General features: G+C 68.4%; 13 protein-coding genes and 1 other RNA gene. 9 read left to right on the top strand and 5 right to left on the bottom strand.

The window, feature by feature from the left end; translation table 11 throughout:
• Positions 1 to 3: 3 nt before the first annotated feature.
• From AB0J64_RS08065 to AB0J64_RS08045, 5 genes are all read right to left on the bottom strand, one after another.
• Complete coding sequence (locus AB0J64_RS08065; protein ID WP_364022460.1) at positions 4 to 843, bottom strand: ABC transporter permease; 840 nt, start codon at positions 841 to 843, stop codon at positions 4 to 6.
• The gene (locus tag AB0J64_RS08060) at positions 840 to 1,730 is read right to left on the bottom strand and encodes an ABC transporter ATP-binding protein (RefSeq protein WP_364022457.1); all 891 of its coding nucleotides are present in this window, start codon (positions 1,728 to 1,730) and stop codon (positions 840 to 842) included. Before AB0J64_RS08060 ends, AB0J64_RS08065 begins: the two co-directional genes overlap by 4 nt.
• Before the next feature lie 6 nt (positions 1,731 to 1,736).
• Positions 1,737 to 2,219: a Clp protease N-terminal domain-containing protein gene (locus AB0J64_RS08055; RefSeq protein ID WP_364022454.1), complete on the bottom strand. Its 483-nt coding sequence runs from the start codon at positions 2,217 to 2,219 to the stop codon at positions 1,737 to 1,739.
• On the bottom strand, positions 2,216 to 2,449 hold the full coding sequence (locus AB0J64_RS08050; RefSeq protein WP_364022451.1) for a hypothetical protein: 234 nt from the start codon (positions 2,447 to 2,449) through the stop codon (positions 2,216 to 2,218). The genes AB0J64_RS08055 and AB0J64_RS08050 overlap by 4 nt, the downstream gene beginning before the upstream one ends.
• Before the next feature lie 127 nt (positions 2,450 to 2,576).
• A complete protein-coding gene (locus AB0J64_RS08045; RefSeq protein ID WP_364022449.1) occupies positions 2,577 to 3,602 on the bottom strand; it encodes a hypothetical protein in 1,026 nt (341 codons plus the stop codon).
• Between the two features lie 464 nt (positions 3,603 to 4,066).
• On the opposite strand from AB0J64_RS08045, the gene prfB reads away from it, so the two are divergent.
• The 9 genes from prfB to AB0J64_RS08000 all read left to right on the top strand — a co-directional run bounded on the left by prfB (position 4,067) and on the right by AB0J64_RS08000 (position 12,338).
• Positions 4,067 to 5,191, top strand: coding sequence for a peptide chain release factor 2 (gene prfB / locus AB0J64_RS08040; RefSeq protein ID WP_364022446.1), 1,125 nt, complete (start codon positions 4,067 to 4,069; stop codon positions 5,189 to 5,191).
• A gap of 392 nt (positions 5,192 to 5,583) precedes the next feature.
• On the top strand, positions 5,584 to 6,273 hold the full coding sequence (gene ftsE, locus AB0J64_RS08035; RefSeq protein ID WP_020541427.1) for a cell division ATP-binding protein FtsE: 690 nt from the start codon (positions 5,584 to 5,586) through the stop codon (positions 6,271 to 6,273).
• 21 nt (positions 6,274 to 6,294) lie between these two features.
• Positions 6,295 to 7,203: a permease-like cell division protein FtsX gene (gene ftsX / locus AB0J64_RS08030; protein WP_364022443.1), complete on the top strand. Its 909-nt coding sequence runs from the start codon at positions 6,295 to 6,297 to the stop codon at positions 7,201 to 7,203.
• 25 nt (positions 7,204 to 7,228) lie between these two features.
• Positions 7,229 to 7,696 (top strand): SsrA-binding protein SmpB, encoded by a 468-nt coding sequence (smpB, locus tag AB0J64_RS08025; protein WP_364022440.1) that lies wholly within the window; start codon positions 7,229 to 7,231, stop codon positions 7,694 to 7,696.
• 19 nt (positions 7,697 to 7,715) lie between these two features.
• Positions 7,716 to 9,575, top strand: a complete 1,860-nt coding sequence (locus AB0J64_RS08020; RefSeq protein ID WP_364022437.1) for a penicillin-binding transpeptidase domain-containing protein — start codon at positions 7,716 to 7,718, stop codon at positions 9,573 to 9,575.
• A 290-nt stretch (positions 9,576 to 9,865) separates the two neighbouring features.
• Positions 9,866 to 10,249: a transfer-messenger RNA gene (gene ssrA, locus AB0J64_RS08015) on the top strand.
• 228 nt (positions 10,250 to 10,477) lie between these two features.
• Complete coding sequence (locus AB0J64_RS08010; protein ID WP_364022434.1) at positions 10,478 to 10,630, top strand: hypothetical protein; 153 nt, start codon at positions 10,478 to 10,480, stop codon at positions 10,628 to 10,630.
• Between the two features lie 197 nt (positions 10,631 to 10,827).
• Positions 10,828 to 11,691 (top strand): hypothetical protein, encoded by an 864-nt coding sequence (locus tag AB0J64_RS08005; protein ID WP_364022431.1) that lies wholly within the window; start codon positions 10,828 to 10,830, stop codon positions 11,689 to 11,691.
• Complete coding sequence (locus AB0J64_RS08000; RefSeq protein ID WP_364022428.1) at positions 11,688 to 12,338, top strand: hypothetical protein; 651 nt, start codon at positions 11,688 to 11,690, stop codon at positions 12,336 to 12,338. The genes AB0J64_RS08005 and AB0J64_RS08000 overlap by 4 nt, the downstream gene beginning before the upstream one ends.
• Positions 12,339 to 12,459: the final 121 nt, after the last annotated feature.

Here is a 12,459-nt window from a genome sequence, read left to right as displayed (position 1 = left end):
GCGTCACCCGACCCGCTGCAGTGCGCGGTCGCGACGCGCGGCCACGCTCGACCCCGACTCCCTGCGCGCCATCCTGCGCAGCACGACCGGCGCCACGAGCAGGCCGAGCACGGCCCAGGCCGCCAGCACGCCGGCGGTCTCCAGGTGCCGCCACGACTCGCCGATCTCGATGGCGACCGCGCCGTCCGGCAGCAGTGCGGAGCGCATCCCGAGCCCCATCCAGTACATCGGGAACGCCTGCGCGACCCACTGCAGCCACTCGGGCAGCGCGGTCACCGGATAGAAGATGCCCGAGATCGCCATCATGGCGAGGACCGGCAGCTGCAGCAGCCCCTGGCCGCGCGCGCTCGTGAACACCGAGCCCAGGATGGCCCCGATGGGCAGGGTGGCCACCAGGCCCAGCACCAGCACCCAGGCCAGCGTGGGCCAGGAGCCGGCCCGGACGTGCAGCCCCTCGACGATGAACAGCCCAGGGATCAGGAAGATGGCGAGGTCCGCGATCAGGCTGCCGGACACGTACACGACCTTGCCGATCAGGTACGCGGGCATGCCGTGCGGAGTCGCCTTGGCCCGCAGCAGCGTGCCGTCCTCGCGGTCGGCGGTGAGGTGCTGGCTCATGCTGACCAGGCCGAGCGCGGCGTTCATGCCCAGGATGCCGGGGAGCGCGAGGGTGCCCAGGAGGAGCCCGCTCGACCCGAACGACCTCTCGCGCATGAAGAACATGACGGCCAGCATCAGCACCGGCCAGAGGAAGTGGCTGAACAGCTCGGCGCCGTTGGTGAACGACTGCCGCAGTTCGATCAGGCCGCGGGACCAGCCCGCGCGTAATGCCGTCGGGTTCATCGGCTCGCCCCCTCAGCCTGGTGGACCAGGGTCAGATACGTCTGCTCCAGCGAGGCCCGGCGGATCTCCAGCTCGTGGATCTCGTCGCCGTGCCGGTCGAACAGCTCACGCGCGAACCTGGTGGAGTCCGCCGTCCTGTGGGTGTGGCGCTGCCCGTCGCGGGTCCAGCGCACCTCGTCCTCGCCCGCGATCCGCCGCGCCAGCTCGCCCGCCGTGCCGTCCGCGATGATCCGGCCGCCGTCGAGCACGACGATGCGGTCGGCGAGCTTCTCGGCCTCGTCCAGGTCGTGCGTGGTGAGCAGGACCGTGGTCTCGTCACGGCTGACGACGTCGCGTACGAGGTCGTGGAACTCCCGCCGGGCCTGGGGGTCGAACGCGGCGGTCGGCTCGTCGAGGAAGAGCAGCTCGGGCCGGCCCACGAGGCCGATCGCCACGTCCAGCCTGCGCCGCTGGCCGCCGGACAGAGTCCTGATCTTCTTGTCGGCCTGTCCGGTGAGTCCGACGGCATCGATGAGCTCGCCGGCGTCCCACGGCCGGCGGATCCGGCCGGTGGCGTAGGGGGCGTAGTAGGTGCCGAGGTGGGCGAGCAGTTCGCGCACCCGCCACTTGCCGTGGTCGCGCCAGGACTGCAGCACGACGCCGAGCCGGGCCCGCCACCGCTCGTCGCCGCGCGCGGGGTCGACGCCCAGCACCTCGGCCCGGCCGGCCGACCGCATCCTGAAGCCTTCGAGGATCTCGATCGTGGTGGTCTTGCCCGCTCCGTTCGGCCCCAGCAGGGCCAGCACTTCGCCGTGGCGGGCTTGGAACGTTACATCCCGCAGGACGTCGGACGAGCCGTAACGCATGCGCAGCCCGTCGACGTCGAGAACGACTGGTCCGGTGGTCATGAGCGGTTACCAGCTTCCGTTCGCCAGCGCCTGCTGGACGCTCGCCCTCAGGGCGGCCCGGTCCACGCCTGCCAGGGCCAGCGCCCTGGGCACGGTGCCGATCTCGGCCTGCAGGATGCCCAGCAGCAGGTGGCCGGGTCTCAGGTCCTTCTTGCCGGTGGCGGCCGCGAAGCCGCGCTCGAGGGAGAGCCTGGTCGAGGCCCCGATGCTCAGGGAGCGCTCCGGGTCAGGGGTCGGCGTGGGGAGGCTGAACGAGGCGAGTGACACCCCGGCCCCGCTCAGGCTGTGCTCGAACTCCTTGTCCAGGGCGTCCCGGATCGCCTGCCGGTCGAGCCCCGCGGCGGCGAGCGCCTGCCGGGCGGCGTTCTCCTCGATGGAGGCGATCGCCAGCAGGAGGTGGTGCGGCTCGATCGCCGCCGATCCGTCGGCCAGGGCCTCGACCTTGCCCTGCACGATGATCGCGTTGATGTAGTGGTCGATGGCGCTCACTGTCGTCTCCTCAGCGTGACGCCCGCGGCGATGAGCCGCTTGGCGTGCTTCTTGTGGACCGCCTGACGCGTGACGCCGAGCGCCTCGGCGACGTCCGGCCAGCTCCAGCCGGACCGCATCGCCTGTTCGACGGCGGCGTCCTCCAGCTGGTCGGCCAGGCGTCGCAGGGCGACCACGGCGGCCAGCGCGTCGGCGGGCTCCTGGGGTACGGAAATGTCATCTGCCGGCATGTAAGCAACCGTAGTTGACTAAATGGGGCTTAGTCAACCTGAGTTGCTAGATACGTGGGCGCGTGCGGCCCATCGGGCGCAGCTGTACAGGAGGGGGTCTTATGGAGCGGCGCGACGAGGAGAGCGGCTACTGGCCGGTGGCGCGCGTGAGGGCTCCGTCGTGGGCGATGACGTCGGCGGGGGCGGGGGCCTTCAATGAGGGCACGACGCTGGCGTACTGGTGGGTCTCGATCAGCCGCAGCGTGCGCCGCTGCCTCGAGTCCTTGAACAGCCAGGCGGCCGACGCGGGCACCGGGACACCCTCGTCCATGGCCGCCTTGGTCTCGGCGGTCGTGGTCGTGGTCCGCGACAGCGAATACTGGATCAGTGCACCGCCGTCCTTGGTGCGGAGCGCGTAGACGGGGAAGCTGTCGGGGCTGAAGATCGAGTCGTAGCTGTAGCCCGTGCTCTTGGCCTCCAGCCGCTGGGTGGCGATCTGCTTGGCCACGTCCGTCGTGTACGGCCCCGCCGCCACGAGCCCCGCCGTGACCCCGGCGGACCCCGTCTCGGCCACGCTGGCGTGCACGGGGCCCATGAACTGCGGGCTGATCGTGATCGACTTGTCATCGGACGCCAGCGCGGTCGCGTAGCCGTCGGCGTCCTGCTGGATCGCCGGCAGCTGCTGCCCTGGCAGGAGCAGGGTCACGGAGCTGAGCCGCCAGCGGTCGGACTTGGCGAACGTCAGCAGCGCCGGGCTGCCGTCGCGCGTCGCCAGCGCGCTGAACCAGGGCGCCGGCTCGTTCGGCGCCCACCTCGGCACGAACAGTGTGGGCGTCCCCCACGTGTGGCGGAGCGGCGCGTAGCCGGTGGACAGGTACGCGGCCTTGGTGAGCTCCGTCTCGCCGCCCGTGGTGAGGTCGACGGCCATCCCCAGCAGCCCCTCGAAGGGGCTTTTCACCCGCCGCAGCCGGTCGTCGGTGACCGTGACCTTGAAGAACTCCTGGGCGGCCTCGGCCTGCGTGATGGCCACTGCCGGTGCGGTGGGCGAAGGGGACGCGGAGGAGCTGGCGGCCGCCTTGGACGGCGGGGGCGCGGCATTGCCCGTGCAGGCGGTCGCCGCGGCCAGGACGCCGGCGGCGAGCGCCAGCACCTTCCGCCGCCCGTATACACGCACCTCGCCATGTTATTCGGGCCTGCGAGACACCGAAGCCTCCCATGCCGCTTTCCGCACGTCCAAGATTCGCCGCGCCTGCCCCCGGTACGGCGCTCTGCCGCCCGGCACGGCGCTCTGACGCGTATGAGCGGGCATACGTGGCGCGGAAGGGGCAGACGGCATGCAGGGCGCAGGTAGGCGATGTGCAGGTGTGCCTGGCGCGGGGCAGACGGCGTGGCTGCGACACCCGGGCAAAAGGCACGGTGGCCGTCCCCACCGTCGCCGTGTCCGCCGTGCCCACCGGCGGCGCGGCCACCAGCCGCCGGGGCCGGATGGGGGTGGCCGCACTGGCGGCGCGCACGCCCACGAACGGCCCGCCACGGCCGTGGCATCCGGGTGGCTGGATCGGCGTGGACGGTGGGAATGAGGGTTGGGCGGGCGCGGTGGGAGGGTGTTGCTCTCTGGGGGAAGTAGGCTAGGGAGACGTGGCAGGCATCGATCCGGCAGAAGAGATCAACGAGCTCGCGGGCACGCTCCGCAGCATCCAGGACGTGCTCGACCTCGACGCGATGCGCAAGCAGATCGAGGAGCTGGAGCAGCAGGTTGCCGCACCCGACCTGTGGGACGACCCCGACCAGGCTCAGAAGGTCACGAGCAAGCTCTCGCACCTCCAGGGTGAGCTCAACCGTGTCGAGGGCGTCGCGCGCCGTCTCGACGACCTGACGGTCCTGTACGAGCTGGCGGCCGAGGAGGGCGACGACGACACGCGCGCCGAGGCCGACAAGGAGCTCGAGTCGCTCAAGTCAGACATCGGTGCCATGGAAGTGCGCACGCTGCTCTCGGGCGAGTACGACTCCCGAGAGGCGCTCGTGACGATCAACTCCCAGGCGGGCGGGGTCGACGCCGCCGACTGGGCCGAGATGCTCTTCCGCATGTATCTGCGATGGGCCGAGCGCAAGGGCTACTCGACCGAGGTCTACGACACCTCCTACGCGGAGGAGGCCGGCATCAAGTCGGCCACGTTCACGATCAAGTCGCCCTACGCGTACGGCACGCTCCGTGGTGAGCACGGCACCCACCGGCTGGTCCGCATCAGCCCGTTCGACAACCAGGGCCGCAGGCAGACCTCGTTCGCCGGGGTGGACGTCGTGCCGGTCGTCGAGCAGACCGACCACATCGACATCAACGAGGACGAGCTCCGCGTCGACGTCTACCGTTCGAGCGGCCCGGGCGGCCAGGGCGTCAACACGACCGACTCGGCGGTGCGCATCACGCACCTCCCGTCCGGCATCGTCGTCTCCTGCCAGAACGAGCGCTCCCAGCTCCAGAACCGCGCCAGCGCCATGAACGTCCTGCAGGCCAAGCTGCTGGAGCGCAAGCGGCAGGAGGAGGCGGAGAAGATGTCGGAGCTGCGCGGCGCCACCACGACGTCCTGGGGCACGCAGATCCGCAACTACGTGCTGCACCCGTACCAGATCGTGAAGGACCTGCGCACGGGCACAGAGGCCGGCAACCCGTCGGCGGTGCTGGACGGCGACCTCGACGAGTTCATCGAGTCCGAGATCCGCTGGATGCGCCGGCAGGAGTCGGAGAGCGGCGCGGGCTCCTAGAGCCCGCTGAGGTGCTTGACCGCCAGGCTCAGGAAGAGCAGGGCGATCAGGAGTAGAGCGATGAGAGCGGGTGACAGCCCGGCGAAGCCGTGCTGGTGCATCCGCTCTCTACTGGCGCGACATGTGGGGCAGCGGCCCTCGATCACGGGGTGGGCGCACTGCGCGCATACGAGATGTTCACAACTCATGACAGCCCCAAGTCTAGCCGCACAATCGTTTTGTTTCCGTTATGGACTTTCCAGCCCAGTCTTCCCCCTAGACTGTCGTCTGGCCAATCGAAACGTCGATCATCAGTAAAGACGACGTAACCCCGAGTGGCCGGTGGCGGGAAGTGGGCATGTGCCACCCTCGCTTCCGTCCTGACCCCTAGACTGGCATGCCGTGATGCTCTCGTGATCCATTTCGATAATGTCACCAAGGTCTATGCGAACCAGAACCGGCCCGCCCTCGACCACGTATCCGTAGACGTGGACAAGGGTGAGTTCGTGTTCCTCGTCGGTCCTTCGGGATCAGGCAAGTCCACGTTCCTGCGTCTGGTCCTGAAGGAGGAGCGGCCCAACTCCGGCGCCATCCACGTCGCCGGCAAGGATCTGGCCCGCCTCTCCAACTTCAAGGTGCCTCACCTGCGCCGCCGCATCGGCTGCGTGTTCCAGGACTTCAGGCTGCTCCCGAACAAGAACGTCTACGAGAACGTGGCGTTCGCGCTCGAGGTCATCGGCAAGCCCCGGCGGTTCATCCGCAAGGTGGTGCCCGAGGTCATCGAGCTGGTCGGCCTGGAAGGAAAGGCCCACCGCATGCCCGACGAGCTGTCCGGCGGCGAGCAGCAGCGCGTCGCCATGGCCCGCGCCTTCGTCAACCGGCCCATGATCCTGCTGGCCGACGAGCCCACGGGCAACATCGACCCCGCGACGAGCATCGGCATCATGAAGGTGCTCGACCGCATCAACCGGACTGGCACCACGGTCGTCATGGCCACGCACGACGCGGCCATCGTCGACTCCATGCGCAAGCGCGTGGTGGAGCTGGAGGACGGCAAGATCGTCCGTGACCAGTCGCGTGGCGTCTACGGCCAGGCGTACTGACAGGGAGCTGCAAACACAATCATGCGGGCGAATTTCATCTTCTCCGAGGTCTGGATCGGCCTCCGCCGCAACCTGACCATGACGATCGCGGTGGTCATCACCGTGGCCGTCGGCATGGCGATGCTGGGCGTCGGCTTGATGATCAACGCCCAGGTCGGCTTGATGAAGGGCTTCTGGGACGACAAGGTCGAGGTCTCGGTCTTCCTTTGCACCAAGGGCTCCGCCATGGACAACTGCAAGGGCAAGGCGATCACCCAGGCCCAGACGGACGCTCTCAAGCAGGGCATCGAGAGCACCCCTGGCGTCAAGGAGGTGATCTATGAGGACCAGACGCTGGCGTACCAGAACTTCCAGAAGATGTACTCCACCAACAAGGCCCTCGTGAGCGCCACCAAGATGGAGGACATGCCGACGTCCTTCCGCGTCAAGGTGACAGACCCGAAGAACTACGGGTCCGTTGTCCAGGCACTGCAGGGCAAGCCGGGCGTGTCGTCGGTGGTGGACCACGCGCAGTTGATCGGGCCCTTCTTCCAGCTGCTCGACAAGCTCGCCTTCTACGCCCTCGCGGTGGCGATCATCCTGGTGCTGGCGGCGGCGCTGCTCATCGGCAACACGGTACGGCTCTCCGCGTTCAACCGGCGAAGAGAGACGGGCATCATGCGGCTGGTCGGCGCCTCCAACCTCTACATCCAGCTCCCGTTCGTCATGGAAGGCGTCATCGCAGGCCTCATCGGCGGCGTGTTCGCGGCGGTCATCCTGATCGTGACCAAGGTGTTCCTCTTCGAGGACATCGGGCGCTACCTGGGCAACGCGACCGCGCAGCTGGGCTGGAACGACGTGGCCCAGACCATCACGATCACCATGGTCATCGGTGTGGTCATCTGTGTGCTGGCCTCGTTCGTGACCCTCCGCCGCTACCTCAGGGTGTAGGCGGAATCACCGGTAAAGTCGAAACATGCCACGTGAGACCGGGCGTAAGGTCATCGCCCAAAACAAGCGTGCCAGGCACGACTACCACCTCGAGGACACGATCGAGGCGGGGCTCGTGCTGCAGGGCACCGAGGTGAAGTCGCTGCGCGAGGGCCGCGCCTCGCTCGCCGACGGCTACGCCAGCATCGACGGCGGCGAAGCGTGGCTGCTCAACGTCCACATCCCCGAATACTCCCAGGGGACGTGGACCAACCACGCAGCCCGGCGCAAGCGCAAGCTGCTGATGCACCGTAAAGAGATCGACAAGCTCGCCGCCAAGACCAAGGAGGGCGGGCTCACGATCGTGCCGCTGACGCTCTACTTCAAGGACGGCAGGGCCAAGGTCGAGATCGCCCTCGCCCGAGGCAAGAAAGACTGGGACAAGCGGCAGTCGCTGGCGGAGCAGCAGGCCAAGCGGGAGATGGCCCGCGCGCTGCGCCACCGCAACCGATGAGAGCGGCGGCACTCACCCGATGAGACGCGCTCGCCGCATACTTGCCGCGACCGCCACCCTGGCGGTCGCGAGCACCACTCTGACAGGCTGCTTCGAGGAGCCCTCGCCGCACGACGCGGTGCGTGACTTCCTCGTGGGCTGGCAGTCGGGCGACTACGACCTGGCCGCCGGCCGTGCCGACGGCGACCGCGCCGTGGTGCGCAAGGCGCTGTCCGACACCAAACTGGAGCTCGACGCGGCCTCGTTCCGGTTCAAGATCAAAAGCCTCAGCATGACGGGCGAGGAGGCCAAGGCCGACTTCCACGCCGAGGTCGACCTGGGCGAGAACAACCCGCTCTGGGAGTATGAGGGGATGCTCCCGCTCCACCTCGTGGACGGCTCATGGAAGGTGCGCTGGTCGCCTTCTGTGCTGCACCCGCAGCTCAAGGAGGGGCAGCGCTTCGCGGTCGACATCGAACCCAAGGCACGCAAGCCCATAGTCGACCGCACGGACGAGCCGCTTCAGAGCGCGACCGTGTTCTACAGCGCGGGCGTCTACCCGTCCAAGATCGGCAACAAGGCGGAAGAGGTGGCCGCGAAGCTCTCCGAGTACACCGGCTACGCGCAGGACCGGCTGCTGAGCCGCATCAGGTCATCGCCGCCGGACAAGTTCGTGCCGCTGGTCACGTTCGGGCGCTCGCGCTACCAGTCCATGAAGGCGAAGCTCGACACCATCGAGGGCATCGAGACGCAGCAGCAGGACCAGCGGGTCAACCCCGAGCCGCCCCGGCAGATCGTCGGCAGCGTCAGCGCCCTCACTCCCGACCTCGAGCAGCGGCTCGGCGGCCCCGAGAAGGCCGGTGACTCGGTCGGCAGGACCGGCCTGCAGCAGGCCTACCAGGACTACCTGACCGGCTCCACGCAGACCAAGGTGATCATCCTCGACCTCAAGACCGGCAAGCAGGTCGCGCTGCTCAAGGAGTGGCAGGGAAAGCAGAACGTCCCGGTGAAGACCACGATCGACCGGCACGTCCAGGCGGCGGCCGAGCAGGCGGTGGCCGACACGGGCACGAGCGCGCTGGTGGCGGTGCAGCGTGACACCGGCCAGATCCTCGCGGTCGGGGCCAAGGGCGACATGAGCCAGGAGAGGCACGCGCTGGCCGGCAAGTTCCCGGCGGGCACGGCGTTCTCGATCGTGGCCGCGGACGCGTTGATCAAGCGCAAGGTCAGCCCCAAGCAGCGGCTGGCGTGCCCGGAGGAGCGCACGGTCGGCGGCGCCAAGTTCCAGCAGGCCGGGCAGCCCACCGGGGTGACCACGTCGGCCAGCTTCCAGGAGAACTTCGCGAAGGGCTGCGTCACCGCGCTGGCGTCGCTGGCCCGCCGCGTCTCGGCCGCCGACCTGGCCGCGAGCGCCAAGACGTTCGGCGTGGGGCAGTCGTGGCGGCTGCCGCTCAAGTCGTTCAGCGGCTCGCTGCCCACGCTGCCCAGCGACGCCGAGAAGGCCAAGGCCATCGCGGGCGAGAACGTCGAGGTCAGCCCGCTCGGCATGGCGCTGGTGGCCGCGGCGGTGGCCTCGGGCACCTGGCATCCGCCGGTGCTGGTCACCGACCCCAAGTCGCCCGATCCCACGGCAGAGGCCGTGCAGCTTCCGCAGCCCGCTCCCGTGCCGCTGGACCCCGAGGTCCGTACGGCGCTGACCTCGATGATGCGGGCCGGCGCGGCCGGCATGAGCGCCGGGACAGGCAAGGACCGGGTGTACGGCGTCAAAGCCACCGTGGACAACCAGTACACGTGGTTCGTGGGCTGGCGGGGAGAGGTGGCCGTCGCGGTGCTGGCGAAGAACTACGACGCCGCGGCCGAGGCGGGTGCCTTCTTCGCCGCGCTTCAGAACTCGTCGTGAAATTGTCGTCACGCTGAGCAACCATCGGCGGCTCCGGCTGCGTCTTACTGAGTGACTGGGCCCGCTCGGGGGGTTGCGGATCCAGTCGCCGTGATGAGACAGGACTTCATCTCGGGGGAAGTCCTGCCGTCCGGACCGGCTCGACCCTGCCGGTCGGCCCCCGGGAGCGCGTGCTGTTGTGCCACGCTCCCGGGGGTTTCGTCATGGGGAATTAAGTTGGCGTTGAGGGCGTTGTCTCTTGTACATTCGTGTTGCTCACCCGGTGACGCGGGTGTGTTGACAACTGCACAGGGGGTGACTGGCTTCGACTTCGACTTTGCAAGCCAGGTGAAGCGGGCCGAGGACTGCGGACATAACCTCGTTAATCCTGTGACCGCAAACAACAAGTGCCAATTCCAAGCGCACTGTGGTGGCCCAGGACTCCCTGGGTCTCGCTGCCTAAGTAGCGAAACCACTGTCAGCCCGGGAGTGCCTTCGGCCCGGTGTCTGGCATCGCTAGAAGGCTCAACCGATCGACCCGGCCACGGGGGAGATCGGGAAATCAAACAGTGGCTGAGCCCGTCGGCGACTCGCCTGCGTGATCGCCGGGGCTGAGAAAAGCACAGCAGGCTGCGCCCGGAGAAGCCCTGACTTGGGGTTGAAGGACGCGGGTTCGATTCCCGCCACCTCCACAAGATCAAACCGCCTCTGACCTGTCGAGACATCGACAGGTCAGAGGCGGTTTTTTTGTGCGTGGACGCACCGTCCCGGCCGTGGTCGCGTTGCCTGACGGGGCGAGCTGACCGCTCTACGGGTCTGCGATGTGGACTTCGACGCCGGCACGCTCACCGTGGCCCAGGCCGCCCGTGATTGTCCTCACGGCCGCTGTCGCGTCACCCGCATCGGCCGGCAGAAGCGGCAACATGTGGATCGGCGTGAACACCGACCCGGCCGGCACCCCTCGGGTCTCCGTCCAGCAGGTCGCCGGAGTCAATGGCACCTACCACATAGACATCTGGTACGCGGCGACCGGGGCGCGGTACGGCGGGACCGGTGACTACACCTACAGCGGGTGATATCGGCAACGTTGAACAGCCCGCCAGAAGTGCACTTCTGGCGGGCTCTTCAACGTCTGGGCCATCGTCATCCCTGGAACTCCAGCTCCTCCCGAGGGCACACTCGGTGCACATTCGACACCTCTCTGCCACCAATGAGTGCTTTGTATGTGCTTAGGTGGTCTTCTGACAATTGTGGGTCGGAATGAGGTTGAAGGGTGTCAAGGTACGGCTGGCGTCACTCGGCGTTCGCGCCTGTGGTGAGCCTGGTGATCTCCGCGCTGCTCATGGCGGCCGGACTGGTGGAATCCCTGCTGCGGGCCGTGGGCGCGAGCACGGCCCCGACGGCCGCGGAACTCGTGGTCGCGCTCATCATCGCGGTCTTCTTAACGGCCGTGCTCAGGATCGTCAGGGCCATCCCCGACATCCAGCGGGAGAGCGCCGCCACGGCGAAGGCGGTGGCGAACGTCCAGGCGGTGCGGCTGAACGAGGACACCCTGGTGGCGCGGCGGCTCAAGCTGTTCAAGGAGGCGGCCGAAGCCGGCAATGACTGCGAGGCGGTGCTGAGCGCCCGGTCCGCGCTGGACGACAGCGAGATGGCCAACAAGCACCACCTCGACCACGCGCTCATCTGGGCGCTGCCGGTCTTCGGGTTCATCGGCACCGCGCTGACGATGGGCGCGATGGTCAGCTCGTTCTCCGACGCCCTGGACAGCAAGGGAGACCCCGGCGTGCTGATCGCCGCGCTCAAGCAGCACGTGCTGCCCGAGCTGGCGTCCGCGTTCGGCGTCACCCTGATCGCGTTGTTCCTGAGCGTGCTGGCGTTCGGCGCGATGGCCTTCATCGAGCGGGCCGAGCGGGCCGGCGTGGTGGCCGCCGACGAGGTGTTCCTGATCTACATCGCACGCCTGCCCGCCAAGCAGGCGGCCCCCGCCATGCAGGGGCTCACCCAGGAGCTGGCCCAGTCCAGGGGCAGGACCGAGGAGCTCGTCAAGGGCCTGGACGCGCTGCGCACCGCGGTGGAGCGGCTGAGCGCGGTCGAGAGCAGGCCGCAGAAGTACACGCTGGTGAGGGAGCCGTGAGGAAGCGGGCCACCAGGTCGTTCGCGCCGCCGCTCGATCTGCGCTTCATCGACCTGTTCATGGCCATCGTCCTGGCGCTGTCGTTCGTCGCGATCATGCTGACCGTCGTGGCGCGGATGCTGCCGACGGAGGCGTCCACGCCACCCCCGCGCCAGGAGACCCGCCAGAGCGTGGCCCAGCTGAGGAACCAGCTCGCCGCCGCCGTTGAGGCGCAGAAGAAGGCCGAGGCGGAGCTGCGCACCACCCAGGCGGAGCTGCGCACCGCCCAGTCGAAGATCGCCGAGCAGACCGCTTTCGCCCTGCCGTGGTGGCTGATCGGGTTCTGCGCCCTGCTCGGCGTGCTCGCGGTGTTCATGGGCTGGCGGATCCGGCTGTGGAACGAGGGCAATCTGCCGCGATTGCGCAGTTGGTTGCTGGTGACCGCGGTGGTGGCCCTGGTCACGGCCGTGATCAGGTGGCTGAGCGACAGCGAGGGCTATCTGCTGCTCGCCGCCATCCCCTGGTGGGCCGCCGACGCCCTCTGCCTCGGGCTGCTGCTGGTCGCGTACGTGCTGATCTCCGTCATCAGGGACAGCCGCGCGAAGCTCCGCGAGATCCAGGCGGGATCGACGCCCGAGCCGAGTCCTGAGCGGCAGACGGTGGGATAAATCCCGTCGCATCGCTGCGAAAGGCCCGGTAGGGTCCGGAACCAGACTGGCCGCGGGACTCCGGTGCGACTTCCGGAATCCGCCTGTAAAGCGATACTTCGCAGCTCGTGCCCCCATTCCC

This window comes from Nonomuraea sp. NPDC049695, assembly GCF_040674955.1.
Classification (GTDB): domain Bacteria; phylum Actinomycetota; class Actinomycetes; order Streptosporangiales; family Streptosporangiaceae; genus Nonomuraea; species Nonomuraea helvata.
This window is presented reverse-complemented; position numbering and strand designations above follow the sequence as displayed.

Coding starts and splice junctions, on each gene's coding strand:
- AB0J64_RS08065 (WP_364022460.1), bottom strand. CDS start 843: ATGAACCCGACGGCATTACGCGCGGGCTGGTCCCGCGGCCTGATCGAA.
- AB0J64_RS08060 (WP_364022457.1), bottom strand. CDS start 1,730: ATGACCACCGGACCAGTCGTTCTCGACGTCGACGGGCTGCGCATGCGT.
- AB0J64_RS08050 (WP_364022451.1), bottom strand. CDS start 2,449: ATGCCGGCAGATGACATTTCCGTACCCCAGGAGCCCGCCGACGCGCTG.
- ftsX (WP_364022443.1), top strand. CDS start 6,295: ATGCGGGCGAATTTCATCTTCTCCGAGGTCTGGATCGGCCTCCGCCGC.
- smpB (WP_364022440.1), top strand. CDS start 7,229: ATGCCACGTGAGACCGGGCGTAAGGTCATCGCCCAAAACAAGCGTGCC.
- AB0J64_RS08020 (WP_364022437.1), top strand. CDS start 7,716: ATGAGACGCGCTCGCCGCATACTTGCCGCGACCGCCACCCTGGCGGTC.
- AB0J64_RS08010 (WP_364022434.1), top strand. CDS start 10,478: ATGTGGATCGGCGTGAACACCGACCCGGCCGGCACCCCTCGGGTCTCC.